Source organism: Hamadaea flava (assembly GCF_024172085.1).
GTDB lineage: Bacteria > Actinomycetota > Actinomycetes > Mycobacteriales > Micromonosporaceae > Hamadaea > Hamadaea flava.
Window position 1 is genome coordinate 2,166,618 of the sequence record NZ_JAMZDZ010000001.1, and the last position, 24,035, is coordinate 2,190,652.

General features: G+C 68.3%; 25 protein-coding genes. 19 read left to right on the plus strand and 6 right to left on the minus strand.

Annotation, left to right across the window (positions count from 1 at the left end):
• Window position 1 precedes the first annotated feature (1 nt).
• Window positions 2–1,756: an NsdA family TPR-like regulatory protein gene (locus tag HDA40_RS10175; protein WP_372502852.1), complete on the minus strand. Its 1,755-nt coding sequence runs from the start codon at window positions 1,754–1,756 to the stop codon at window positions 2–4.
• Window positions 1,757–1,764: 8 nt separating this feature from the next.
• On the opposite strand from HDA40_RS10175, the gene HDA40_RS10180 reads away from it, so the two are divergent.
• Window positions 1,765–2,103: a hypothetical protein gene (locus tag HDA40_RS10180; protein WP_253754315.1), complete on the plus strand. Its 339-nt coding sequence runs from the start codon at window positions 1,765–1,767 to the stop codon at window positions 2,101–2,103.
• Between the two features lie 72 nt (window positions 2,104–2,175).
• On the opposite strand, the gene HDA40_RS10185 is transcribed toward HDA40_RS10180, so the two are convergent.
• Window positions 2,176–2,646 carry an NUDIX domain-containing protein gene (locus HDA40_RS10185; protein WP_253754317.1) on the minus strand — a complete coding sequence of 157 codons (471 nt, stop codon included), beginning with the start codon at window positions 2,644–2,646 and terminating at the stop codon, window positions 2,176–2,178.
• 543 nt (window positions 2,647–3,189) lie between these two features.
• Between HDA40_RS10185 and HDA40_RS10190 the strand changes: the two genes are divergently transcribed.
• From HDA40_RS10190 to HDA40_RS10240, 11 genes are all read left to right on the plus strand, one after another.
• Window positions 3,190–3,975: a class I SAM-dependent methyltransferase gene (locus HDA40_RS10190; protein WP_253754319.1), complete on the plus strand. Its 786-nt coding sequence runs from the start codon at window positions 3,190–3,192 to the stop codon at window positions 3,973–3,975.
• Window positions 3,976–4,175: 200 nt separating this feature from the next.
• A complete protein-coding gene (locus tag HDA40_RS10195) occupies window positions 4,176–4,796 on the plus strand; it encodes a GTP-binding protein (protein WP_253763602.1) in 621 nt (206 codons plus the stop codon).
• A gap of 35 nt (window positions 4,797–4,831) precedes the next feature.
• The gene (locus tag HDA40_RS10200) at window positions 4,832–7,129 is read left to right on the plus strand and encodes a sensor histidine kinase (RefSeq protein WP_253754321.1); all 2,298 of its coding nucleotides are present in this window, start codon (window positions 4,832–4,834) and stop codon (window positions 7,127–7,129) included.
• Window positions 7,129–7,539 (plus strand): roadblock/LC7 domain-containing protein, encoded by a 411-nt coding sequence (locus HDA40_RS10205; protein WP_253754324.1) that lies wholly within the window; start codon window positions 7,129–7,131, stop codon window positions 7,537–7,539. The genes HDA40_RS10200 and HDA40_RS10205 overlap by 1 nt, the downstream gene beginning before the upstream one ends.
• A 76-nt stretch (window positions 7,540–7,615) precedes the next feature.
• Window positions 7,616–8,911: an ABC transporter substrate-binding protein gene (locus tag HDA40_RS10210; protein WP_253754326.1), complete on the plus strand. Its 1,296-nt coding sequence runs from the start codon at window positions 7,616–7,618 to the stop codon at window positions 8,909–8,911.
• A gap of 14 nt (window positions 8,912–8,925) precedes the next feature.
• Window positions 8,926–9,732, plus strand: a complete 807-nt coding sequence (locus HDA40_RS10215) for a class I SAM-dependent methyltransferase (RefSeq protein WP_253754328.1) — start codon at window positions 8,926–8,928, stop codon at window positions 9,730–9,732.
• Window positions 9,733–9,745: 13 nt separating this feature from the next.
• Window positions 9,746–10,606, plus strand: a complete 861-nt coding sequence (locus HDA40_RS10220) for a branched-chain amino acid ABC transporter permease (RefSeq protein ID WP_253754330.1) — start codon at window positions 9,746–9,748, stop codon at window positions 10,604–10,606.
• Window positions 10,603–11,523 carry a branched-chain amino acid ABC transporter permease gene (locus HDA40_RS10225; protein WP_253754332.1) on the plus strand — a complete coding sequence of 307 codons (921 nt, stop codon included), beginning with the start codon at window positions 10,603–10,605 and terminating at the stop codon, window positions 11,521–11,523. The genes HDA40_RS10220 and HDA40_RS10225 overlap by 4 nt, the downstream gene beginning before the upstream one ends.
• Window positions 11,520–12,965 (plus strand): ATP-binding cassette domain-containing protein, encoded by a 1,446-nt coding sequence (locus HDA40_RS10230; RefSeq protein WP_253754334.1) that lies wholly within the window; start codon window positions 11,520–11,522, stop codon window positions 12,963–12,965. Before HDA40_RS10225 ends, HDA40_RS10230 begins: the two co-directional genes overlap by 4 nt.
• 163 nt (window positions 12,966–13,128) lie before the next feature.
• Window positions 13,129–13,782: an ATP-binding cassette domain-containing protein gene (locus tag HDA40_RS10235; RefSeq protein WP_253754336.1), complete on the plus strand. Its 654-nt coding sequence runs from the start codon at window positions 13,129–13,131 to the stop codon at window positions 13,780–13,782.
• The gene (locus HDA40_RS10240; protein ID WP_253754338.1) at window positions 13,779–14,888 is read left to right on the plus strand and encodes a tetratricopeptide repeat-containing protein; all 1,110 of its coding nucleotides are present in this window, start codon (window positions 13,779–13,781) and stop codon (window positions 14,886–14,888) included. The genes HDA40_RS10235 and HDA40_RS10240 overlap by 4 nt, the downstream gene beginning before the upstream one ends.
• A gap of 119 nt (window positions 14,889–15,007) precedes the next feature.
• Here HDA40_RS10240 and HDA40_RS10245 read toward each other — a convergent pair whose 3' ends face one another.
• The gene (locus HDA40_RS10245) at window positions 15,008–15,301 is read right to left on the minus strand and encodes a hypothetical protein (protein ID WP_253754340.1); all 294 of its coding nucleotides are present in this window, start codon (window positions 15,299–15,301) and stop codon (window positions 15,008–15,010) included.
• 316 nt (window positions 15,302–15,617) lie between these two features.
• Between HDA40_RS10245 and HDA40_RS10250 the strand changes: the two genes are divergently transcribed.
• Window positions 15,618–16,568, plus strand: a complete 951-nt coding sequence (locus tag HDA40_RS10250; protein WP_253754342.1) for a hypothetical protein — start codon at window positions 15,618–15,620, stop codon at window positions 16,566–16,568.
• Between the two features lie 9 nt (window positions 16,569–16,577).
• Window positions 16,578–16,904: a hypothetical protein gene (locus HDA40_RS10255; RefSeq protein ID WP_253754344.1), complete on the plus strand. Its 327-nt coding sequence runs from the start codon at window positions 16,578–16,580 to the stop codon at window positions 16,902–16,904.
• 149 nt (window positions 16,905–17,053) lie between these two features.
• Here HDA40_RS10255 and HDA40_RS10260 read toward each other — a convergent pair whose 3' ends face one another.
• From HDA40_RS10260 to HDA40_RS10270, 3 genes are all read right to left on the minus strand, one after another.
• Window positions 17,054–17,518: a DUF5956 family protein gene (locus HDA40_RS10260; protein WP_253754346.1), complete on the minus strand. Its 465-nt coding sequence runs from the start codon at window positions 17,516–17,518 to the stop codon at window positions 17,054–17,056.
• Window positions 17,519–17,627: 109 nt separating this feature from the next.
• Entirely contained in the window at window positions 17,628–17,957 is a 330-nt protein-coding gene (locus HDA40_RS10265) for a hypothetical protein (protein WP_253754348.1), read from the minus strand.
• Window positions 17,958–17,960: 3 nt separating this feature from the next.
• Window positions 17,961–18,455, minus strand: coding sequence for a hypothetical protein (locus HDA40_RS10270; protein WP_253754351.1), 495 nt, complete (start codon window positions 18,453–18,455; stop codon window positions 17,961–17,963).
• 315 nt (window positions 18,456–18,770) lie between these two features.
• Here HDA40_RS10270 and HDA40_RS10275 point away from each other — a divergent pair, with 315 nt between their 5' ends.
• The 5 genes from HDA40_RS10275 (at window position 18,771) to HDA40_RS10295 (ending at window position 23,949) form a co-directional block, all read left to right on the plus strand.
• Window positions 18,771–19,601, plus strand: a complete 831-nt coding sequence (locus tag HDA40_RS10275; RefSeq protein ID WP_275978787.1) for an alpha/beta fold hydrolase — start codon at window positions 18,771–18,773, stop codon at window positions 19,599–19,601.
• A 645-nt stretch (window positions 19,602–20,246) separates the two neighbouring features.
• Complete coding sequence (locus HDA40_RS10280; RefSeq protein WP_253754355.1) at window positions 20,247–21,107, plus strand: phosphotransferase; 861 nt, start codon at window positions 20,247–20,249, stop codon at window positions 21,105–21,107.
• Window positions 21,104–22,240, plus strand: coding sequence for a phosphotransferase family protein (locus tag HDA40_RS10285; protein WP_253754357.1), 1,137 nt, complete (start codon window positions 21,104–21,106; stop codon window positions 22,238–22,240). The genes HDA40_RS10280 and HDA40_RS10285 overlap by 4 nt, the downstream gene beginning before the upstream one ends.
• A gap of 87 nt (window positions 22,241–22,327) precedes the next feature.
• On the plus strand, window positions 22,328–22,909 hold the full coding sequence (locus tag HDA40_RS10290; RefSeq protein ID WP_253754359.1) for a hypothetical protein: 582 nt from the start codon (window positions 22,328–22,330) through the stop codon (window positions 22,907–22,909).
• A gap of 56 nt (window positions 22,910–22,965) precedes the next feature.
• The gene (locus HDA40_RS10295) at window positions 22,966–23,949 is read left to right on the plus strand and encodes a hypothetical protein (RefSeq protein WP_253754361.1); all 984 of its coding nucleotides are present in this window, start codon (window positions 22,966–22,968) and stop codon (window positions 23,947–23,949) included.
• Window positions 23,950–24,035 lie beyond the last annotated feature (86 nt).

Below are 24,035 nucleotides of genomic sequence, written 5' to 3' on the forward strand. Positions count from 1 at the left end.
GCTACAGGGCAGACACAGCCCGCAGGTCCCCAGCCAGAGCCGGGCGGGCTAGGGCGAGGAAGTCGCGTACGTCCTGGCGCCGGTTGTGGGCGGCCAGCACCTGAACCAGATCGTGCAAGACGGTGTTGCTGCGCGGCGACCGGACTCGCGGCAGGCGCGAGATGGCTGTCTGGCCGATTCTGCAGGCGTTGGCGTACTGGCCGTCCAGGGCGTATGCGAGGCCGAGCCAGGCACCTTCGTACAGCGCGCGGCGCTGGGCCGGCTCGTGCAGCGACCGCTGATGAGCACCTGCTTCCAGGAGTTGCTGGCCGCGGTGCAACGCGGTGGCGGCACCCCGCTGGTCGCCGTCGTCGATCTTGCGTTTGGCGAGCATGACGAGGGAGTAGCCGGCTTGGCAGTCGATGTGGTTGTCGGTCAGGTAGTACATCCAGTCGGGTTCGTCGGCCGGCTGCCCGTGGAATGCCTCGCGCGCCTGGGTAAGGGTGTCATTGAACCTCAGCAGGTCACCGGTGCCGGCGTATGCGTGGGCGAGGCGGCTGTGGATCGAGGCTCGCACGCGCGGCGGTGCGCTGGCGCTGACGCGGACAGCGGCTTGGCCGAGGTCGACAGCGTCGGCTCCTGCGCCCATGAGGGTGGCCTGCCCGGACAGGTCGGCGAGTATGTGCCCTGCCATGGATGCGTAGTTCGAGCTGTGGGCTGTTCGCAGTGCGGTGAACAGGTATCGCTGGCTCAACCCGTTCTCGCTGGCGTCGATGGCCATCCAGCCGGCCAGCTGACACAGGTCGGTCATCGCATGCAGCAGCTGCCGGCGGGTCGCGTCGCTGCCGCGGTGCTCGCGCAGCACCACCGCTACCGCCCGGACCTGGGCGCCGATGTAGGCCAGGTTCGCGGCGCCGCCTTTGGCGTCGTCGAGGCGCTGCAGCATCGGGATGGTCTGCTCGATCTGTTCCACGAGCAGGTCCGGTTGTTCATCGACGGCGGCGCTGTCGTGCGGTTCGAGCAAGGCCGGGAGCACGCGCAGCGCTGCTTCGGCCAGCGCGCCGCCGGTGACGGCGAGGAACATCCGGCGGTCGATCAGCCCGCTGGCGATCCAGGCGTCGACGACTTGCATGGTCGCCGTCGTCGACCAGGGCATTTCGAAACCGGCCGACGCCGGCACCGCTGCGGGCGCGGCTGGGGCGTGAGTGCCCCACAGTTCCTCGGCCGTAATGGTCCGCCCGATGTGGCGGGACAGGACATACGCGACGAGGGTCGGCAGCGGCGTGTAGGGCACCCGGCCTTGGTCACGCCAGTGATACGGCGCGGTCTCGGACACGGTGCCGGTGCCGAACATCTTGTTGATTTCACGGGCAAGCCGACGCGGTGACCAACCCGCCAGACCCAGCGCGTCAGCCAGAGCAGGATTTGGCCCTCCCATGCGATGCCCCTCATCTATGCCTGCTGACCACTGTAGTCGCCGCCCGGGGGCAAACCTTGCCGACCTTGACGGTCCATTCGGCTTCTGCACCCGTCCGCTGATGAGGTCAACTGACATCCACAACGTTTGAGCGACCTTCGCACATGGGGTTGCCTGCATATTTGCTGGTCTCGGGGGCACGTTATGGATCACGATAATCAGCTGGTAGCCGCCCCAGGCACACACGAGCGTCTGCCTGGGGAGCAGTGATGCGGCTTCGCGTGCGTGACCTGCTTGCTGAGCGCGACAGTGCCAGGACGCAGCCACGCATAACTTCGCAGTCCACGCCGCCGTCGGCATCAGCGCCGATGTCGCTACGCCGCCCGCCTCGCAACGAGCAACTGCGCAGAGCCCGGCTCGTGCGCCTGTCCCCGACCGGCTCGGGCAGGCCGCTGTCACGGCAGGAACTCGCGGAGCTGATCAACCAGGAGCTGTCACGGCACGATCCACGGCACACCGTCCTGGACGCCACCTACATCGGCAGGCTGGAACGGGGCGAGATCCGCTGGCCGCAGGCACCGTACCGGGCCGCGTTCCGGACCGTCCTCGCAGCGCATACAGATCGAGACCTCGGATTCTTCGTTGTCCGCGGCACCGGGGTCACGACACAACGCCGCCGGTCTCACCGCACCCTGTCTGCCCAGTAGCCCGCGCCGGTCGGCAGACCGTCCGCATGCTGGGCGCATCGCAAAAGAAACCTGTCGCTGAGGGCTGTTCCGTCAGCCGATATAGGGCTTCGCTCGCCTGGCCAGCGCATGATCGATGCGTAGCCGCATTGACGGGTGGATGTCGAGGTCGTCCAATCTGGCGGGATCGATCCACTCCACACACGGTGACTCGTCGGAGGTCCGCACGGTGCCGCCGATGGGACGCGCGGTGAAAGCGATGCTGAATTGCTGGCGCACCTCACCGTCGTCATAGCCCATCACGTGATGGGGATTGGTATAAAGCCCGACTAGGTCGACGACCGCGACCTCGACACCGGTCTCCTCCTGAACCTCACGCGCCACTGTGTCGGCGATGAACTCGCCGATGTCGTGACCACCGCCGGGCAGAGCCCACAGCCCGTTGTCGCTGCGCTGGATCATCAGTAGCCACCCGCGCTCGTCAACAACCGCAGCGACAACAGACGGCACGACACTATTGACGGCAGGCGCTTCAGGATCATGAAAGTAGTCTCTTCGCGCCACCGCCAGCTCCCTTCTCCTGTGTGCTCCGGTACCACCGCGGCGCTACTCGAATCGCATCGCCAGATTCCCAGCCAGAACCTGTCGCAGCCTGACTTTCAATGCTCGCAAGTCGCCGGCGTCGCTATGTCTCCTATCAAGTCTCCCAGTATGTCGGTGTTCTCACCGATTAGGACAGTCCGGGAGGCTGGACATCAATCTGACCGGCGGGTTCGGGCGGCACTTTGCCACCTTAACGCCCCGCGCTCCTCGCGGGTCGCTCGTTGTGTCGATGACCGTCAAGGCGAAGGAGGACCGGCATGCGTTCCCGCCCACGCGTGACCAGCCACCGTCACAGCGACGACGCAGACCGGGTCGACGTCCCTTGCGTCGACATTCCCGGAATGGACAGCAGGCCAGCCCTGCGCCCCTTCCTGTCAGCGGCCTACCTCCACCGCTGACTCGGACAGGGAATCCATCCACCGGTGGGCGGACCGGATGTCGCCCCGCAGGCCAACCGGTCCGCCCACCACCGCCCATTCGATCGAGTTCGAAGGAGTGCCAGCGATGACGACCACCTACGGCTCTCAGGACACTGAACTGGTCGGCAGCCAGCTGGCCTATCTGCAGGCGTGCCTGGACGACAACACCCGCCACCAACTCGATAGCGCCGGGCTGCAGCCCGGCTGGCGTTGCTTGGAGATCGGGGCCGGCACTGGTTCGATCGCCGACCACCTTCACCGCACGGTCGGACTCAGCGGCTATGTGCTTGCCACCGATCTGCGCCCCGACCGGATACGCGCTGACTGCGACATCATTTGCCACGATGTGATCGGCGACCCGGTGCCGCATGCGGGAACCTGGAATCTGATCCACGCCCGGCTCGTGGAGATGCAACTGCCACCACGGCGCAAGATCGTCGCCAAGCTCGCTGATGCGCTGGCCCCGGGTGGCACGCTGCTGCTGGAAAGCCTCGACTGCCGCACCCCGCCGGCACTGCTGCAGGTGCCCGACGGCGCCGACGCCACGGTGTGGCCGCGGGTCATCGCCGCGATGCTGCTCCAGCAGGAGCGAGCAGGGACAGACCTTTCCTGGGCGCACAGCTGCCGGCAGGCGATGCGCGAGGCCGGGCTGTTCGACGTGGTCGCCGAGTGCTTCAACCGCACCTGGTCCGGAGGAACACCAGGAACGCTGCTGCACACCATCAACCTGCACCAACTGCAGGACGACCTCGACGGCGTGCCTGAGCATGACCGCAATCGGTTCCGCGTCATCGCCACGCACCCCGACACCGTCGCCTGGTTCTACCCGGTCATCAGCACCCGGGGGAACCGGGCGTGGACAAATCCATGATCGCCGACCTGGTGTCGTGCCTTGCCCCGCCGCGACCCTCCTGCAGGCAGGTCGCAAGGTCCCTCGCGCTGCGACCACGACACCTCCGCATGACCTGGTCGCCAACCTGGCCCACAGATCACATGCGCTGCTCCGACCACGCCAGCCTTAGCAACCTACCGAAGCCCTCACGACCACCCATCGAGAAAGACCCGACTTCGATGCCTTCAATCCCTATTCGCGCTGCGGTTGCCCCATCGGCCGCAAAGCTCGTCGTCGCCGGCGGCTTCGGAGCCGGCAAGACCACCTTCGTCCGAGCCGTCTCAGAGATTCAGGTCGTCGACACCGACGCGCCGATGACCGCTCCGTCGCAGCCGACCGACGACACGACGCTGATCCCGGCCAAGACCGTCACCACGGTGGCGATGGACTTCGGCCGCCTCACCCTGCAACGAGACCTGACGTTGTACCTGTTCGGTACCCCTGGCCAGGAGCGGTTCTGGTTCATGTGGGACAGCCTGATCCGGGGCGCTTTCGGCGCGATCATCCTCGTGGATGCCCGCCGTCTGGCTGACGCGTTCGGCGCGATCGACTTCTTCGAAGCGCGCGACATCCCGTTCACGGTGGTGGTCAACAAGTTCGACGGCGAACTGCTGTTCTCGGTCGACGAGATCACCGACGCGTTGAGCGTGGCTGCCGACGTGCCGGTGTTGACCTGTGACGCACGGGAGCGTGAGCAGGTCAAGCAGGTCCTGGTAGCGGTGGTTGAGCACAGCCTGAACCGCCGCCGACAGCAGGTTCTTCCGCCCGCCCTGGCCCTGTCCGCCAACGGGGGGCGGTGACCGTGGGGCGGCGTGTTTCAGGGTGGAGCCTGCGCATGCGGGACCTGCCGATCCGGGTCAAGACCGCGTTCATTCTGCTGCCCATGGCGGCCGCCGCGATGACGACCGGAGGCTGGTCACTCAACAACGCCGTGCAGTCGGCGCAGGCAGCCGATCGCACCCAGGCGCTGGTGCAGCTGTCGGGAGCAGCTGCGGACCTTGCGCACGAGCTGCAAACCGAAAGGGCCGGCTTGGCGGCACTGTTGCTGCCCGATGCCGGCCAGCAGGTCGCCGCCGCCTACGGCCAGCAGGTCGAACGGACCCGGCAGCGCACCGACGCGTGGCGCTCACAAGCCGGGAAGATTGTCGACCCGCCGGCGGCGATCACCGCGATCATCGGGCGGGTCGACGGCGGGCTGGCAGACCTCGATGCTCAGCGGTCGCGGCTGGCCGACGGCAAACCAGCCGCATTGTCTGGGGCGATGTTCGCCTACCGGATCATCGTCGCGGACCTGCTGGCCTACCAGGACGCCGCCGCTCAGGCGGGCGTCGACCCGGTCCTCGCGGATCAGATCCGGGCCGCGGCCGCCTTGGCGCGCGCCACCGAAGCCGTCGGCCAGCAGCAGGTGTCGGTGCTGCAGGCGCTCGCCCTCGGCCAGTTGACCCCGTCGCTGTCGCAGGACATCGCCTCCGCACGCAGCGCGTACGACGAGGGAATCAAGACGTTCACCACTCTGGGCACGGTCGGGTGGCGGGTCGAACTCGGGCGGCAGATGACCGGTGCGGCGGTCCTGGACGCAGTGCGCCTGGAGGGCGTGGTCAGCCGGACACCGGTCTACCAGCGGGTCGAGACCAGCGCGAAAGCGTGGACTGCGGCGATGGCCGCCCGCGCGGCCCGGCTGCGTCAGGTCGAGATCGCCGTCCACCAGGACATCACCACGACGGTCGCCGCGGCCCGCGACGCGCAGATCCGCATCGCCGTGACTCAGGGGTCGCTGACCCTCGCCGGCGTTGCGGCCGCGCTACTGATCGGTATCGCGGTCGCCCGAACGACAACGCGGCGTCTACGCGGCCTGGAGACTGAGGCAGGGCTGATCGGCACGGTGCGGCTGCCAGAGCTCAAAGACGCGTTGAGCACGGTCGCCACGCGCGACGGCGCCGCCGGGGTCATCCAGCGGCTCGCTGGACGGCGCGCAGTCACGGTGACCGGCCGTGATGAGATCGGTCGGGTCGCGGCGGCCCTCGGCGGGCTGCTCGGCGCGGCGGAGACGGCACTAGCCGGTGAGGCCGGTAACCGGGCCGCCGCAGGTGAGGCGACGGCCACGATCGCCCGCCGGGGTGCGGGGCTGGTCGAGGACATCATTCATCGCCTCGACGAGGTCGAACGTGACGCCGACAGTGAACTGCTCGCCAAGCTTTTCGCTGTCGATCACGGGATTACCCGGATGCGCCGGTTCCTGGACAATCTGCGGGTTCTCGCCGAACGAGGGCTCAGCAAGATCCACTCCGGTGATGAGGACACCCTGGAGGTGCTGACCGCAGCGGGTCAGGAGATCGAGCAATACCAGCGGATCCGGTTCGGGGCGGTCGCCCCGAGTCAGATCCGGACTGCTGCAGTCCCTGCCGTGCTGGTGGTGTTGCGCGAGTTGCTGGACAACGCCATCCAGTACAGCCCGGGTGACAGCCCCGTCGAGGTGTCCGCCCAGTGGGCCGACCGGGGTCTGCACATCACGGTCCGTGACACCGGGATCGGCCTCCCCGTGGACACGCTGACGCAGGTCAACCTGCTGCTGGCCGGCCAGGTGGCCTACCCCGAGCAACCAGGTCATCTCGGGCTGACCGTGTCCGGGATCGTGGCCGGCCAGTATGGGCTGCCCGTCTGGCTGGAAGCTGCCCAGCCGGGCATCGCCGCCAGCGTGCTGGTGCCCAACGGCTTCGTCGTACGCATGATCGCCGACCGGCGTCCATCGGTGATTCCCGGTCCACGGGCAGCGCTGGCCAGAACTGCCGACCACACGGCGACGCTGCCGACGGTCGGCCCACCGGCCTGGCCCACCCCTGCACCTCAGCATGCGAGATCGAGCTGGTTGGACACCGACGTGGCACTACCTGTCATCGAAGCCGAGGAGCCGTGGCAGGCAGCAGCCGAGTCACCAGCGGTCACGGGGACGACCAGGTCGGGCCTGCCGCGCCGTGATCCCGCCGAAGTTGCACGGCGTGTGCCGCCACCCGCGCCGCCGGCTAATCCCCGCGCGTTGCGGGTCGACCCCGAGCGGCAAAGCCACCAGGTCGCAGCCGTCGCCCGTGCCCTGTCCGCAGCGCACCACCGCCATTCGACACGAGGAGATACCTGATGAGTCCGCAAGATCCCGGCCGTCTGGCCATGTTCAGCGACGTGCTGACCCAGCTGACCGCCAAGGTGCCGAAGATCGCCCACGCCGTCGCGATGTCGTCCGACGGCCTGGTCTTGGCCCGCACACCCCGCCTGAGCCAGGACCGGGCCGAGACGCTGTGCGCGGCCGTGTCCGGGGAGGTGTCCCTCGCCAGGTCCACCGCCAAGTTCCTGGAGGCCGGGGACCACGTCTACTCGATGCTGGTCATGGACCTCGGGGTTCTGGTCGTACAACCGACCCCCGACGGCAGCGCACTGGCCGCGCTCGCTCCGGAACTGGCCGACGCCGCCGACCTCGCATATGCCCTGGCCGACCTCGCCCAGCGCATCGGCCAGCAGCTTTCACCTGGCCTGCGCGGCGCCGCCCGCTAGCCCCTTTCCGTGTTTCCCAGCCGCACTCAACCGGGTGCGGCAACCCCTCTCCACTCCTTGAGAAGAAAGGATTCTGATGTTTCGCAGACGCCTCCCGTGGGCGCTCGCGGCGGCGCTCGCCGTCGCCGTGTCCGGGTGCAGCGGTTCCGCGCTCAACCCGGACAACACCCAGACCTCGTCGGACACGGTGCGGGTCGGGCTGATCCTGCCCCAGTCGGGCCCGTACAAGACCGCCGGTGACGACATCAAAGCCGGTTGGCAGCTGTATCTGGATCAGCACGGCAGCAAACTCGGAGGGCACAAGGTGCAGGTCGTCGAGGCCGACGAAGGTGACGGCAAAGACGCCGTCCGCGCCGCTGGGAAGAAGCTGCTCGATCAGGACAAGGTCGATGTGATCGTCGGCAACGCCTCCGCTGAGACCGTGCTGTCGTTGGATCCGCTGTTGCGCCAGCACGGCGTGCCGATGATCGGCACCGGCGGCCGGCCGTCCACGATCACCGACCCCACCTACATCTGGCACACCTCCTGGCTGAGCCAGGAAACCGGCGCCGCGATCGCCGACTACCTGCGCACCACCGTCAACGGACCGGTGTATGCGATCGGCCCGGACTACATCGGCGGCCACGACCAGATCACCGGGTTCACCAAGGCCTTCACCGCCAAGGGCGGCAAACTCGCCAACCCCGGCGGCGAGCCGGAATGGACCCCGTGGGCGCCGACGCCCACGACCAACTTCGAACCCTACCTGGCAAAGATCAAATCCTCGGGCGCCAAAGCCGTCTACACGTTCTACGCCGGGTCCAGCGCGGTGGAGTTCGTCAAGCAATACCGCCAGTTCGGTGTCGACGTGCCGCTGTACGCCGCAGGGTTCTTAACCGACGGCGCGGTCCTCGCGGCCGAGGGTCAGGCCGCCGACGGCATCTCCACCGTCCTGAACTACGCAGCCAACATCGACACCGACGCCAACAGGCGGTTCGTCGCCGCGTTCACCGCCCAGCACGCCGGCGCGACCCCGAACATCTACCACGTGTGCGGCTGGGACGCAGCCATGGTCCTGGACATGGCTCTCACCCAGGCCACCGCCACCGGCTCCGCGGCCTCAACGACGACTCCGGCGGCCACCGGCAGCGCCACCGCGAACGGCACACCCACGACGGCCGCGGCCAGCCCCCCGCCGGGTCGCAGCACCATCACAACGGCGATCATGGCCGGCCTGCCGCACCTCGGCGAAGTGAACTCCCCGCGCGGCGGATGGCAATTCGGGCCGGTCAACCACACCCCCGTGCAGAAGTGGTACCTGCGCCGCGTCACCGCCGACGGCGGTGTCCTGGCCAACGTCAAGATCGCCGAACTGGCGACCCTGGGCTCATAAGGAGACACACGACCATGACCGACACCGACGTCGAGCAGCGATACGGCTTCGACAACACCAGTTCCGAGGGCGGCCACCAACTGCAGCACCTCGCCGAGATTCTCGACCCGCACAGCATCAGCGTCCTTTCCACGACCGGGATCAAACCGGGTATGCGCTGCCTGGACGTCGGTCCCGGTGCGGGCACGATCACCCGTTGGCTCGCCGAGCAGGTCGGCCCGGACGGGCAGGTCACCGCGATCGACATCGCACCCTCGCTACCCGGCGGCCCGAACATCGAAATCCTGGCCGAAGACATCCGCACCTCCGACTTCGACCCGGGCAGCTTCGACCTGATCCACGCCCGTCTGGTGCTCATGCACATCCCCGAACGCGTCAAGGTGCTGCAGCGGCTGGCCGACTGGCTGCGGCCGGGCGGGGCGATCGTGCTGTCCGAATGGGACTGCACCTACCTCAATCTGGTCCGGTACTGCCCCGGAGGCTTCGACGCGAGCCTGCACGACCTGTTCCAAACCACCCTGGTCGGGCTGCTCACCCCACGCGGCATGAGCACCACCTGGGCCACCGAAGCCCACGGGGCGATGCTGCACTCCGGGCTAACCAACGTCACGACCGTCGTCGACGCCCGCACCTACCACGGCGGCACCGGCATCTGCCAGCTGCACTACAGCAACAGCCACCAGCTCAACGACGCGCTGCTGGCCGCCGGCATGACCGAACAGCAGTTGTCCGATCTGCGGCGCATGTTGCAGGACCCGCGGCTGACGCTGTCGGGCTACCTGATGCACACCACGACCGGCCGCCGCGCGGCCGCAAACTAGCCGGAGCCGTGCCGTGGACGGGATATTCGCCTACGCGATCACCGGCCTTGACGGGCTCGCGTACGGGCTGCTGCTGTTCTGCGTGGCATCCGGCCTGACCCTGATCTGGGGTGTGGCCGACATACTGCAACTCGGCCACGGCACGCTCTACCTCGCCGGCGCCTACCTGGGCTGGTGGCTGGCCGACGGCGGCTGGGGCGGCCTGGCCGCCGCGACCGCCGTCGGCGCCCTCGCCGGCGCCGCCGTCGGCGGTCTGCTCGCGATCTGCCTGCGGCCCCTGACGGGCCGGCACCTCGACCAAGGCCTCGCCACCCTCGGCGGGGCGTTCGTGACCGCCGACCTGCTCACCACCGCCACCGGCGGACAGCCGCTGCGGGCCGAAGCTCCCCTGCCTGGCTCAGTGCCGTTGTTCGGACACCTGTATCCGACCTGGCGGTTGGTGTTCATCGGAGTCGCCGCCGGCCTCGCCACCATCCTGGTCCTGATCGTCGACCGGTCGACTGTCGGCGCCACGGTCCGGGCTGTGGTCGACGACGAGCAGATGGCCGCCGCCACCGGCATCCGCACCCGCCTCGTCCAAGCCGGCGTCCTGGCCGCTGGCTGCGCTCTGGCGGTCACGGTCGGAGTGATCGGTGCACCAGTGCTCGGCCCGGCCCCCGGAGTCGACACGACCGTGCTCACACTGTCGTTGATCATCGTGGTCGTCGGCGGCCTCGGATCCATCCGCGGCGCCCTGCTCGCCGCGGTCGGCGTCGGACTGCTGCAAACCCTCGGCGTCCTGCTCGCCCCCGCCGCGCTCGTGCCGTTCCTGCTCGCCGCCGCGATGCTGATCGTCCTGGTCGCCCGGCCCACCCTGCACGGCAGGCCCGCATGACAGCCTCCGGTCGTCTGCGTACGCTCACCCCAGCTGTCGGGCTGCTCGTCGCTGTACCGCTGCCGTGGCTCGCCAACGCCTACATCGTGTCCATCGCCACCACCGGCCTGATCATGGCCCTGCTCGCGATCAGCGCACAGATCGTCGGCACGACCGGGCAGGCCGCGCTCGGCCAGGCCGGCTACCTCGGCGTCGGCGCCTACACCGCAGCGCTACTCGCCGGCACGTCCGCCGGCTACGGCATGGTCCAGCTGGCCGCAGCCGCCCTCACTGGCGCGGCCGCGGCCGCGCTGACCGGCCTGGTTGCGGTCCGGGCGCGTGGCGTCACCTTTCTGATGATCACGTTCGCGTGCGGGGAGCTGATCCACGTCGCCGCGCTGGCAGCGGTGCCGGTCACCGGTGGCAGCGACGGCATCCTCGTACCCGCGCGCCCGCCGCTACCCGGCACGGCGACGCTGGCCGCCGACGGATGGGTCTTCCTATACGTCCTGGCCGTCACCGGCCTGGTGTGCGCCGCAATATGGGGCTGGCGTCGCAGCCGCTGGGACCTGCGGCTCCGGGCGATCGCCGACCACGAGCGGCGCCTGCGGGCTAGCGGCCATCCCACCGGCCGCTACCTGTGGACCGCCTACACCCTCGCCGGGGCGATAGCCGGGATCGCGGGCGCGTTGCTGGTCACCGCCACCCACCACGTCTCCCCCGCCGACCTCGGGTTCGCCGTGTCCGTCGTCGCCCTCGCGGCGGCGATCCTCGGGATCGGCACCATGCCCGGCGCGGTCCTAGCCGCTCTCGTTCTGGTCGCCGCCCGGGACTGGGTCGGCGGGTACACCGGCCACGGTGTCGCGATCCTCGGCGCCCTGCTCATCGTCGCCGCCGCCTTACCCCGTGACCGGCTGCTCTCGTGGAGGATCCGATGACCCTGCGCCTGGACGGTCTCGAACGCCGCTACGGCGGACTGCACGCCCTCAAACCCGTCAGTCTGACCATCGGCGACGGTGCGCGGCACGCGGTCATCGGCCCCAACGGGGCCGGGAAGACCACCCTTCTGCATCTGATCGCCGGCAGCCTCAAACCGACCAGCGGACGGCTGCTGCTCGATGGCACCGATATCACCGACCTTACGGTGCCCCGCCGGGTCACGGTCGGGATCAGCCGCACCCACCAGCATCCGGCCGTCTATCCGAAGCTGACCGTGGCCGAACACCTCACCCTGGCCATCCCACCGCGACGGGTACGCGGCGACCACGGCACTGTGGTCCTGGAGATGGTCGGTCTCGACCGCAGCGCTGCCACGCCGGCTGGCAAACTCTCGTACGGGCAGCAGCGGCTCCTCGAACTCGCCGTCGCTGTCGCCGCCGGGCCCCAGCTGCTGCTGCTCGACGAACCCTCGTCCGGCCTGTCCGACCACGACCTACGGCGGCTGTCGACTGTCCTTGCCGCATTGGGCAACGACGTGACCGTGTTGCTCGTTGACCACAACCTCGCCCTCGTTCGCGACGTCGCCGACCACGTCACCGTCCTGCACCACGGCCAGCACCTGACCACCGGCACCATCGACCAGGTCCGAGCCGACAGTGCTGTCCGTCAGGCGTACCTCGGCACCCCCACCGCCACCACGGCCAAGACCAGGTCGGCGACCGCAGCGACCCTGCTGACAGCGCGGTTGCCGCAGCTCGGCCACGGCATGGCAGCACCCGAGCTGACCGATGTCGACTTGACCCTCGCGGTCGGGCACGGCCAGGTCGTGGTCGGTCCGAACGGCGCCGGCAAGACGACACTCCTGCACGCCCTGGCCGGGCTGCATCCCGCGCCCGGCGCGCAGCGGCTCGTCGACGGCAAACCCCTCACCGTGCGGCATCCTGCCGACGCCCTACGCGCCGGCATCTCCCTCGTTCCGCAGGGCCGCCGACTATTCCACCGGCTCACCGTCGCCGAACACCTCGCCGTCGCCCGCGCCCACAGCCCCACCCGCGGCGCACCCACCAACATCCTCGACGCGATGCCAGAACTAGCCGCACGGCTACGCCACCGCGCCGACCGGCTGTCCGGCGGCGAACAGCAAATGCTCGCCCTCGCCCGCGCCCTGCTGGCTAACCCACGCCTAATGCTGCTCGACGAACCCGGCGAAGGCCTCGCCCCCATTGCCGTCGGCCGCCTCGGCCACCTACTCGCCGACCGGGTCGACAACGGCCTCGCCGCGCTCGTCGCCGAACCCCACCTGCTCCTCGGCCCGCTGATCGCCGACACCGTCCGCACCATCACCGACCGCACACTCACCCCCGCACGGCCCATCGACCACACCACACCGGCTCCCGCCGAAGACCCGTTCGCCGCACCCTCCCACAAGGCCACCACATGAACGGTTATCTGACCAGGTCCGCAACTACGCACGCGGCACCCAGGTCCGGTTCGGTCTCCACACGCCCCACGGAACACGACCCACGGAAGATGGTCGCCTGCCGGGTGTCTGCCAACGCCAGCCGCTGCACGGCCACGCTTCGCCGTTTGCGAGGTGACCGGGCGTGCTGACCCTCGACCAGGTGACCTTCGGCCACACCACCAAGCAGCTGCGGCAGGTGACCTTCACCCTGCCCGACGGCACGATGGCGTTGCTGAACGGCCCGGCCGGTGCCGGCAAATCGTTGCTGCTGTCCACGATCGCCGGCCACACCACCGTCGACGCGGGGACGATCACCATCGCCGGACGCGACGTCACCAGCTGGCAGACGGTGCGCCGAACCCAATTCGTCGCCTACGCACCGCAGCGACATCGGGTGTGGCCGACCATGACGGTCGCCGATCATCTGCATCTGGCCTGGCCGATGTCACGGGCTCGCCGCACGACCCGCGCCCACGTTCTAGATCTGTTCCCGCCGCTGGCCGATCGGCTACGACAGCCCGCCGAACTCCTGTCGACCACCGAGGCCCGAATGCTGACCCTGGCGGTCACCCTGCTACGCAACAAGCGTCTGCTGCTGCTCGACGAACCCTGCCACGGCCTCCCGCACGACATCGGCCAACGCCTCGCCGGGCACCTCCTGCGGCTGAAAGACCTCGGCACGACGATTCTGACCGTCGACTCCACCTGCACGCTGGACCGACCGACCGTCGTCCTCACCGCGGACAGCCAGACGATCACCATCGGCGAGCCTGCCACGGTCAGGGCCCGGCGATGACAAGCCCTCCGGCAGCTGAGCTGTCTGACGCGCAGGTGATCCGCCGGGCGGCCGACCTGATCCGCCACTGGCACATCGGACAAGCCCACGTGCTGCTCGCCGCGACCATCCGCGACTGCGGCCCGCAGCTGCGACCGCTGCACCGTGCCACGATCGTGCGCCTGTTCGCCGACACCTGCCGCGAACTCGGCGACCTCAAACTCGCCGTACCACTATTGCAGCAATGCCAGGGCCAGTTCGGCCCCAGCCATCCCGTAACCGTCCGGGCCGCCGTTACCGTCGCCGCCCTGCACTACGAGGTCGGCGACGACCATCACGCCGACCTCGCCCTCATACGCGTGCTGTCTGAGCCGGACGTCAGTCTGGTCGGGCCCCTCGCACGTGAAGCGATCCTCGCCGCCACCTACCGCACCCTGATCGGCATCCGCCGCGGTGCCGACACCGTCACCCAACTCCAGCAGCGCCTCGACGAGTGCCGCATCGTGCTTGGCCCCCAAGACCCGCTCACGATCCGGCTGACCATCCACCTTGCCCACCTGTACGCCACATCCGGCCGAGCCGACAACGGGGCACGGCTCCTGCAGGACGTCCGCACCGAGGTCGTCACAGGGCACGGCGACGACCATCCACTCGTCGTCCACCTCACACAGGCCATCGACTCCTGGACGCCACAGCCCGCCCCGGCGTCTGCCGCCGCCACACCTCGGGCGAGTCGGCGGCCAAGGAGTCCGATCATCGCTGCGGTACTCGCCGGCCTGCTTGCCCTGAGCGTGTGCGGCGTTGTGGCCGCCACCCACGGCACGCCCGGCACAGCGCCGGTCGCCACCTGGAACAGCCCCACACCGACGGTGCCACCTGCGGTCGTCCACGTCGCCGTGCACGACCGCACCGTCACGATCACCTTCACCTATCCCGCCAGCGAAGCAACCGCGACGTTGATCGTCACCGTCGGCGGGATCATCCGTCGCACCATCACACTCCCACCGACCGTCGACCGGCAGACCCTCACCGGCATCGGACCCGGACAGGTCTGCGCCGCCGTCACCTGGAACTGCGGCGACACCATGCTCGCAACCGCCGCGGCCTGCTCCCGAGAGGCATCATGACCAGCAATACCTCACCCTTCGACGATCTGGACAGCCGGCTGGCACGGCTGGCCGCCGAACGCGACATCGCCCTCGCCCGGCTCATCGAAGCTGCCTGCGACAACGGAATCGGCGCACTGCTACAGATTGGCTCGCTCGGCCGCGGCCACGGCGACGCCTTCTCCGACCTCGACCTCGTCGCCACACCTACCGCCGCCTACACCGGCCGTGACGTGTGCGCCGCCGCGTTCGGCGACCGGATCCTCACCACGATCACCGTCCCCCGAAACACGCCCATCGGCGGCGACTACCAAGCCGTCTGCCTCGAAACAGTCGACGGCGTCCTCTGGATCGACTTCTACACGTTTCCACCAGCAGCGATGTCGATCCCTGCGGATACGAGCGTGGTGTTCGACCACCTCGGCCTGCGGCACGCCGGGCGGACCTGGGAACAACTACTGGCCGCGCACTCCGACGCGACCCAGCCCGCCCATCCGACGGCCGGCACGACCACATTGCTGCGCGTCGCGGTCGCCGCCAAATACTTCGCCCGCGGCGACCACGCCCGGATGGCTGACAAGCTTCCGCCCGCCGGACCTGGGGCGGCAGGCCAGGCGCCCGCACGTCTATATGAGGCCCTCGCGTCAGTCGACGAACCACGGCTTGCGGCCGCGGTCACCGCGACCCGCCGGCTGGTAGACTCGCCGCGGCACACGCGTTGCGGAACACGCTCCCGCCGAGGAGCCAGCAATGACCCCGGCAAGCCGGCGCAGGCCGGCGATCGTCAGTGCACCATGGCACTACCGGCATATTCGGCGCACGATCGCCCGCCGCACCGCCGCATCGTTGGCACTGGGTGTACTGCTGTCCACGCTCGTCAGCGGCTCAGCCACACCGCATTCAGCCGACCGGCCGGAGACCTACGCCGTCCCCGCAACCGGGGCGGTTCAATATCCGAAGCCGACCGTGACGCACCTGCACTACCGGCACTGGCAACTCGATATGAAACACCCCCACGGCCTGGTCATGTCCGACGTGCAACTGTGGTGGAACATCGACGGCACCGCGCTCATCCAACGCTGCGACGTGGTCGAGGATCCCAAAAGCACCCGCATCAGCCAACCATTGACCGTTCGCGGCCCCTGCGCCGACACCTGGCACCTGACCGCCGGCATGTATCGGCCACGAATGCCGCATCCGCTACCGGATTCCATCGCCGCGCTGCGCACCTGGCTGACCGAGATCGGCGACGGCAACAGCGACCACGCGACAATCGCCGCGATCATGGCGATGCTCCGCGAGCACCACCTCAACCAGCAGCAACAAGCCGCGGTGCTGACCATCCTGGCCGACATGCCCGGCATCAAATACCGAGGCACCACCACTGACCGCGCCGGCCGCACCGGTATGGCGTTCAGCCTCGACAGCACCCTGACCGACGGCAGCACGATCACCGACCTGCTGATCGTCGACCCGGACGACGGCAGCATTCTCGGCTACGACAAGGTCCTGACCACCCCGGCTCCCGGCAGCCGGCTCGATCCGATCACCGTCATCGAAACCCTCGTCATCGTCGAATCAGCCATGACGTCCGTCATCCCCGGCCACCGAAGCGATGTCGTGCATCCAGCAGTCATGCACCGCCGCCAGCTCACCCTAGTCGGCCACAACCGCACAATCATCGACGCCAATCAGTGTTGACGTGTCCGCATGACCGACCTCGGACAGCACAGGAGGAACCCGGTGAATGATGCTATGAACATGGTCCGCGTCCAGGTCGGGCTGCTGTTCTTGTTTCTCGGCAGTATGCCGATCCTCATGCACGTCGTCCGGATCGCACAGGACGGCTTGCCTGCATCGCTTCCCACAACGATCTTCATCGCGGCCACCGTCCTTGGGGTGGCAGGGGCGGCCGTCACCGCGCTCGGCATGCTGCCGGCCGTCAGCGCGGCGGGTTGGCGGCGGGTCTGGCTCGGCGGCGGCATGCAGATCCTGGCCTGCATCGCCCTTCTAGTTCTATACGCAAACATCGCATGAGGGCAGGACGGACTTCCGTGTGCACACGTCGGCCCGGGAAAGTTCGGTAGGCGGCTCGACCGGAGGGCCAGCGATGCGCACACCTGCCGGAGCTACCTCGCCGCTTAGGTGCCGGAGGAGGCGGCAGATGGGACTTTGCGGCTGCCCATTCAGGTCACCCCATAGATCGCGTCTAGTACGTGTCGCACCACCTTTGCGATGCGCATCGGATGGGTCGGCGCCGGTACTGCTTGGTTCAACGCGGAGTTGATTCGTGCCCAGAAGGCATCGTCATCGAGGTCGGACGGGAGCCTCAGGAACCAGCGGTAGCCGCGTGGCCGCGGCGGCGCAACGGCATCGTGCAGATAGCTGTCGACGTCTTCATCGAGGGCGTCTTGCTCGGTCTGGCTTCGCCGCTCGCGCCATTGCGATTCATCTGTCGCGGCAACGGTCCGCACCTTAGTGTGGTGCTCTTGATTGTCGGGAAAGCGTAACACCTGGTCCGGTGGCGCCAGCCATGCGATCAGCGCTCCCCATCCTGATTCTGGAAGCTCGATGATGTGAGGCCGGCCGGTGGGGTCGGTGTCACACCGGCCGATCTGTTCCCAATGTGAGGACGGTTCGGAGGTCGCCATCGTGCGCTACTTCCATGAGACCGGCTGCGGCAGGTCCCCCGGCTACTGCCGGTGGCATAACGATGCAAAGAGGCCGGCTCCCCCACAGTGGAGCCGAGCCCTTTGCGTTTCAGGCCGGCTCTGTGCGAACCGGCATCGCGACCGTGGAGAAGATCTCTACGTCGTCTACCTCGATGCGGACGGTGAGTACGTCCGGCGACTCCGGCGGGTCCTGGAACTGGCCCACATAGATGCTGTCGGACTTTCCGCCGGACCGGGAACCGCTATGGAACTCCAGTGGCCGCCCCGCTGCGGGCGTGACGGTCATCGCCCACAGACCAGACGAGGCTTCGGCCAGGCCGCCAGGACCGGCAATGAGGACGTAGAGCCTGGCGCCACGCGGAACGCACACAAGCAGCTTGTACTGATCGGACGTATCCGCCTCGGCGATCCACATCATGCGTCAAACCATATCTGAGCAGCCAAGCGTCTTCACGGGTCCGTACGCGGGGTACGGAGGTAGCTCGCCGCCCAGGAGGACCGCCGTCGCCCAGACCTTCACGTACCACCGACCGGAGGTCTTCACCAGGCATTTTCCGCTTCCGGAGGCGATGAGATTCGTGGCTACACCGGAGTTGTACGCCTGGCCCTGGTATTCCTCGGTCTGGTGGTCGCCGACGCCGACGATGGTCCAGATCTCGATCCTGATCGACAGCGTATCGGTGTGGTTGCAGATGGTCTTGGCACCGTACTGGACCGAGTTGTTGCTCGCCGAGTACAGCGGGTCCGGAGCAGCCTCGCCCTCGCACCAGAGGCTTTCCGTAGATGCGCCGCCCTTGGCGGAAGTCGTCCCGTATTGCAACGGCGCCGTCGGGTCGGTCGGAGCCGAAGCGGCACTGGCGGGTGTGCCAATTGCGACCAGAGCCAGAGCTACCGCGATGATCGTGCTGCGTTTCATGGCAATCCTCATTGCCATCCTCCCCTGTGGTTTGGACACGGGGACAGTGCCGCCCTCCGTGGCATTGTCATGCGAGTTGAAACGAGAGAATTACATGTCTCGAACCCTCGCGACAAGGGGAACTCGTAAGTCTCCCAACAAGTCTCCTGGCAAGTCGCCGTTCCGGCTGCTCTGGATCGTCCCGCACTGTAGGCATCAAACGAATACGGGATCAGCGCCGCGCGTCGCCGGCGGCCGTGTGCCGATTCGGTGCCTGTCGACTCGGGGTGGTTCATGCGGCATGTTGAGTACGGCGGCCCGGCCGGTGTCCCGCGGATGGTGTACGTGCACGGCTTGGGCGGCAGCCACGCCGACTGGTCAGACCTGGCTCCGATCTTGCGGCCACTGGTGGGGGGACTCGCCGTCGATCTACCTGGGTTCGGTGGGACTCCCACTGACAGACGTGCTACCGGCGTCGCGGGCAACGCCGACGCCTTGACGCGATTCCTGCAGAACATCGTCGGCGAGCCGAGCATCCTCATCGGAACATCGATGGGCGCCCTGATCGCAGCCTCGACCGCGGCGCAGGCCCCCGACATGGTCATAGGCCTCGCACTCGTCAGCCCGCCGCTGCCCGCATCGGCACCGTGGCGCACCCACACAGACGTACGCAGGGCCGCTTTCGCCGGAGCCGTCCCCGGCATCGGCGAATACCTGCTGCGTCGCCGCCGCGCGAAGCTTTCGGCCCGACAGCGGGTCATGCAGATGCTGCAGCGTAGCTGCGCCGATCCCACACGTATCAACCCGACCACTCTCGCGGCGCTGATCTCGGCCGAGGAGAAGATGAGCCTTCGACCGGCGGCGGACTACCTCAGGGCCGCTCGATCGATCGCGCTCGCCGTCGCCTGCAAGCGCGCCTACTGGGCACGGATGCGCACACTCGCCATGCCGGTGCTGCTCGTCCACGGCATCCACGATCAGCTCGTGCCGATCGCCGACGCCCGATCTGCAGCCCGGCGCCTGCCGACCTGGCGCTATGAGGAACTCGACTGCAGGCACATCGCGCACCTGGAGTTACCGAACAAGCTCGCCGAAATCTTGACGGTCTGGACCACAGCGGTCACGAATCCTGGATCAGACCTGTACCGGGACCATCAAGCGGGCTGATCCGTTGCCGCCGCACCGCTCGAAGCGACTCCGGCAACGACGCCGCATCGGCCATCGAGACCCCGCGTCTCAGCTGGCGCCTCGTGTCAGCATGCGCGACGCCAGTGGCAGCTGCCGACCGTCACACGCTACGGGTGTGCCTGCCTCACCGATGACAGTCGGGCCGGGCGTTGGACCACCAGTACGGGCTCGCTGGAGCGTGAGGAGCCACGCACTCGCACTGGCAGACGTGTGCGCAGACCACATCAACGAACACGGCACTTTCAGACGGCACCGCCGTGACCAGCACAGCCGTCCGGCCTCCACAAGGCTCGACAAGTCTCCCGCTAAGTCGGCGTTCCGCCGTTGCTGGACAGTCCGGCACGGTGGGATGTCGCCGATATTCCCACTGATCGCGGATGTGGGATCTGGAGATCGCTCGACCTTAGTCACATCGGAGAGGAGCGCTGTGACTGCCACTGTGTCCCCGTCGTCCACCGCCAGCGCCTTCACCGTTGCGGAAAAGACGTCGACTCTGACGGGCCAACAGTCAGCCGATAACTGTCATGCCAAGCAGATCTTCGTCACCGACCCCCGTTGGCAGGTCGACCATGGCAGCCACGATCAGCTAACGGCCGCAGGCGACGAGAGGGTGGGCCGAGCCTCATGATCGCTCCTGCCGAACTCCACGCGCTGCTGACGGCGCGCGGGCTGACGGTGGTCCGTGTGCTGCGCGACACCAGCAACGGCCGAACTCTGGCTGTACAGGATTCCGACGGCCTCATCACGGTGCTCAAGGTCCGTTCGGGCGGTGACCCGCAGGCTGCCGCTCGGCACGCCATCGAACTGGTCGTCTACCGGGCGCTGCACACCGTCATCCCCACCGGCTGGCACGTCCCCACGCTCCTTGCCTCCGACGAGACCACGCTCACCGTGCAGTACCTGCCCGGCGCGCCGTTGGGTGAGGATCGCTATCCAGGGCCGATCAGCGACCATCGCATCGAGCAGGCCCTCGGCGCGCTGACCTCGATGCATCAGTGGCAGCCTCCCAGCAATTCGGTGCCGACCTGGCCGTGCACCCGCGTCTACGGACTGCATGCCGGCCCGAACCGCGCCGGTGTCCTCACCGAGACCGACGTGGCGTTGTTCCGGCCGTTGTGGCTGCGGGTGTGGGCTCGCATCGAACACGGTGATCCGCTGCCGGGCAACCTGCTGTGCGCCGACAGCAGTATCGCGGTGATCGACTTCGAGCACACCGGGTGGCAGCCCGCCGGAACCGATTGGGCGCTGATGGACTTGCTGTGGTCGCCTGGTAACCCGTGGCTGCGCCCCCACCTGGCTGGACTGGCTTTGGCCGAAGGCTGTGCGCCCGGGTACGCGCTGTCGCTGCTGCTGTACGCGGCGCATGAGATCCACCTGCACGACACGGTGTTCCCGCCCGCCGACGAGCAGCGGCGGACCGTGTTGGCGAGCAATCTCGCTTACGCCCGCGGCATGGCCACTGTCGCTGTTGGGGAGCTGTCGTGAAGCCGATCAACGCCAACCGGGTCTTGGCCACAGCCGCCGCTTCCGTCGTGCCCCGTCTGGAAGGTCGCTGGTTGTCGTGGTCGGCGTCTGCGCGTCGCGTCGTCGCCCATCGGTGGGTCGACTCGTCGGAGGCGCCCGCGGTGCTGCCGGTGCCCTGTCCCGCTGCGACCCCGCGTCCGGGGTGGGAGTGGCTGCCTGCGTCGGTCCAGGCGGAGATCGACGGGTGGTCGCATCAGCGGGTCGTCGCCGCGTCACCGGCATGTGGCGGCCTGTCGGCGGTGTTCGCTGCCACCGTGACTCACGCTGACGGCAGCAGTTCGTTCGTCAAGGCCGCCCCGTGCACGTCGCCGGCCGCTGCTGCGTATCTGCGGGAGGCGCAGATTGCCCGGCTGTTGCCGCTGGGTGTGCCGTCGGCGCGGCTGCGTTGGCACAGCGAACATGATGGCTGGGTCATTGTCGGGTTCGACGCCGTCGACGGGCGGATGCCTGAGCCCGGCTGGGTCCCTCGGGACGGGCAGAGGCTGGTTGCCGCCTGGCAGCAGACGGCCGCCGCGCTCACCGGCGCAAGTCCCGCTTTGCGGTCGGCGGCCGGTCGGCCGCAGCCGCTGCCGTCCGGGTGGGCCGACATTGTCGCGGGCCGTCGGCGCCTGCCTGCGCACGCCGCGCACCTGGCCACTTTCGCGCCGTCGATGCAGGATCTGGAGGCCGGGTTCCTGGCCACCTGCGACCAGGCAACGACGCTGGCGCATTTCGACCTGCGGCCGGACAACCTGCTTCTCGGCCCTGACCGGGTGTGGCTGGTCGACTGGGCGACCCTGCAGCCCGGCCCGGCCTGGATCGACCTGGTGACCCTCGCGGTCGCCGCCAGCGACGACGGTCACGACCCGCAGACCTTCCTCGACACCGCGATACCGGACCTCGACGGGGCGCGTCTGGATCAGGCGCTGGCGTGGATGGCCGGAGCATGGCTCACCTACGCCGCCGGCGCGCCCCGACCCGACGCCCCGCACCTTCGCGCCTTCCAGCTGCGCAACGGCCTGCTGACCTGGCGGTGGCTCGCCTCCCGCCGCGACCTCCCCGGTACTCCCACGCTGGCCCGCCGGGGTGGCCACAACCTGCGCGGGAAGGCATAGCCGATGCGAAAGCGCCATGGGGATCTGGCGAGCACCGACAGGGAGTCGACGTGGGCAGCTTTCGTGCGCGCGTGGCGGATGAGCACAGTGCGCGCCAACGGCAGGTTCCTGCTCAGCGACCCGCTGTGGACGGCATGGATGCGCACCTTCGCCCACATCGACACCACGGTCGCCGACCAGCCTGGGGTGCGCTGCCCGAGCTGCGGCAGCCTCGGGCTGCGGCTGGCATGGTCAGGTGTTGCCGGTCGTCCCAGGGTGGGATCGCTGTGGTGCCTGCGCTGCCGCACCGGTGTCGTCATGCGCCAGTCCGACGCACCACCTTGCATCGCGTCGCTACCGGGTCCAGCAGTCGACGGTGCCGATCCGTCCGTCGAGGACTTTCGGCTGGTGGTACGTCGTCATGACGAGCCGGTAGTCCGACGCTGGGCCAGGAACACAGCGGCCGGCTTGATGGCCGCGATGGGGTTGGTGCTGATCGCCGGGGTGGCAGCCTTCGTCACCGGCCACGCACAGGTGGCAGATGTGCTGCTCGGCTCGGTGCTGCGGATCGTGTTCGCCGGATACGCGGCCGCCAGTGTTCCTACCGTCGTCGGCTGGTTCCGCGGCCGCCGTGCCCAGCCATCCGACCTGCCAGCGTCGCCGGTTCGCGGCGAACCACCCGCCGCCTGAGCCGCCTTGTCACCGCTCGATCCACCTGCCGACCGTCAACCATCAGAGAGGTTCCCGTGGCCACCAAACTGAACAGACCGAACTTCAACACTGTGCTCACCCCAGCACAGCCCGACCGACGGCGGCTCGCCTTCATGCTGGCCGCCGTTGTCCTGATCGGCCCCATAGCTGCAGGGACGATCGCCTTTTATCTTGACAGCGGCAGTCTCTCAGCGGGTTCGGCGGGGATCATCCACAACGAAGACCTCATGACCGGCGATTACCTACTCGCCGCCGTCGCCGAACAGATCGGCGACGCTCCCGCCGACCACCGCACCGGCGCCTACACCGAACTCCGCACCATCGTCTGGGACCAGGCGATCCAAGGCCCGGTCGAGGCCGCCGAACAACGCAGCTGGCACACACCCGACGGCACCCAGTATCTTTCCCTGACCCGCAGCATCGACGACATCGGCGTACCGGCGAAAGACTTCGATCCCATCGTCGCCTACCGCAACACCCGCTTCGACACCATCACCCCGCATGCGGTCGACAGCCGCGAAGGCGGAAAGTTTCGGCCCGACCTGACACTGCCCGGCGGCAGCCCCGCCACGGAACTGACCTGGATGCTCGACACCATCCGCAACGCCGGCCAGTCGTCGTACTTCGTCGAACCGGGCACTCGGGTGCGCATCGACGAACTGGTCGACCTGTACTACCAGCAGGCGGTCCCGAGGAAGATGCGCCAGGCGATCCTGTACGCGTTGGCGAACCTGACCCAGGTCACGTTCACCCACACCCGGATGCGGGACGCCGCCGAACGTGAAGGCATCGGTTTCAGTGCCACCGCCGACCACACCGCCTTCACGATCATCATCGACCCGGCCACCGGGGAACTGCTGGCCGTGCAACAGGAAACCGCTGGCAAGTCTGCCTCCTACACACTGTTCTTCCCCGCGCGGTGGACCGACCAGTTCGGCCCCGCCCTGACGGCCACCCCCGTGTCCACGATCATCCCCACGCAGACCGCCTGGCCGACGATGCCGCCGGTGAACCGGTGAGCCCTCGCAGCAGCGACAACCACGCCCTGGACTGCGCACCGGTCGGGCCCGAACTACCGCCCGCGCTGTCGGGACGCCGGGCTCGT

Bases quoted from the DNA above. Each gene is read 5' to 3' on its own strand.
- HDA40_RS10275 (WP_275978787.1), top strand. From the start codon at position 18,771: ATGGTGTACGTGCACGGCTTGGGCGGCAGCCACGCCGACTGGTCAGAC.
- HDA40_RS10225 (WP_253754332.1), top strand. From the start codon at position 10,603: ATGACAGCCTCCGGTCGTCTGCGTACGCTCACCCCAGCTGTCGGGCTG.
- HDA40_RS10200 (WP_253754321.1), top strand. From the start codon at position 4,832: ATGCGGGACCTGCCGATCCGGGTCAAGACCGCGTTCATTCTGCTGCCC.
- HDA40_RS10240 (WP_253754338.1), top strand. From the start codon at position 13,779: ATGACAAGCCCTCCGGCAGCTGAGCTGTCTGACGCGCAGGTGATCCGC.
- HDA40_RS10180 (WP_253754315.1), top strand. From the start codon at position 1,765: ATGTCGCTACGCCGCCCGCCTCGCAACGAGCAACTGCGCAGAGCCCGG.
- HDA40_RS10265 (WP_253754348.1), bottom strand. From the start codon at position 17,957: ATGATGTGGATCGCCGAGGCGGATACGTCCGATCAGTACAAGCTGCTT.
- HDA40_RS10255 (WP_253754344.1), top strand. From the start codon at position 16,578: ATGACCGACCTCGGACAGCACAGGAGGAACCCGGTGAATGATGCTATG.
- HDA40_RS10230 (WP_253754334.1), top strand. From the start codon at position 11,520: ATGACCCTGCGCCTGGACGGTCTCGAACGCCGCTACGGCGGACTGCAC.
- HDA40_RS10210 (WP_253754326.1), top strand. From the start codon at position 7,616: ATGTTTCGCAGACGCCTCCCGTGGGCGCTCGCGGCGGCGCTCGCCGTC.
- HDA40_RS10205 (WP_253754324.1), top strand. From the start codon at position 7,129: ATGAGTCCGCAAGATCCCGGCCGTCTGGCCATGTTCAGCGACGTGCTG.
- HDA40_RS10215 (WP_253754328.1), top strand. From the start codon at position 8,926: ATGACCGACACCGACGTCGAGCAGCGATACGGCTTCGACAACACCAGT.
- HDA40_RS10270 (WP_253754351.1), bottom strand. From the start codon at position 18,455: ATGAAACGCAGCACGATCATCGCGGTAGCTCTGGCTCTGGTCGCAATT.
- HDA40_RS10195 (WP_253763602.1), top strand. From the start codon at position 4,176: ATGCCTTCAATCCCTATTCGCGCTGCGGTTGCCCCATCGGCCGCAAAG.
- HDA40_RS10190 (WP_253754319.1), top strand. From the start codon at position 3,190: ATGACGACCACCTACGGCTCTCAGGACACTGAACTGGTCGGCAGCCAG.
- HDA40_RS10280 (WP_253754355.1), top strand. From the start codon at position 20,247: ATGATCGCTCCTGCCGAACTCCACGCGCTGCTGACGGCGCGCGGGCTG.
- HDA40_RS10250 (WP_253754342.1), top strand. From the start codon at position 15,618: ATGACCCCGGCAAGCCGGCGCAGGCCGGCGATCGTCAGTGCACCATGG.
- HDA40_RS10175 (WP_372502852.1), bottom strand. From the start codon at position 1,756: ATGCCGACGGCGGCGTGGACTGCGAAGTTATGCGTGGCTGCGTCCTGG.
- HDA40_RS10260 (WP_253754346.1), bottom strand. From the start codon at position 17,518: ATGGCGACCTCCGAACCGTCCTCACATTGGGAACAGATCGGCCGGTGT.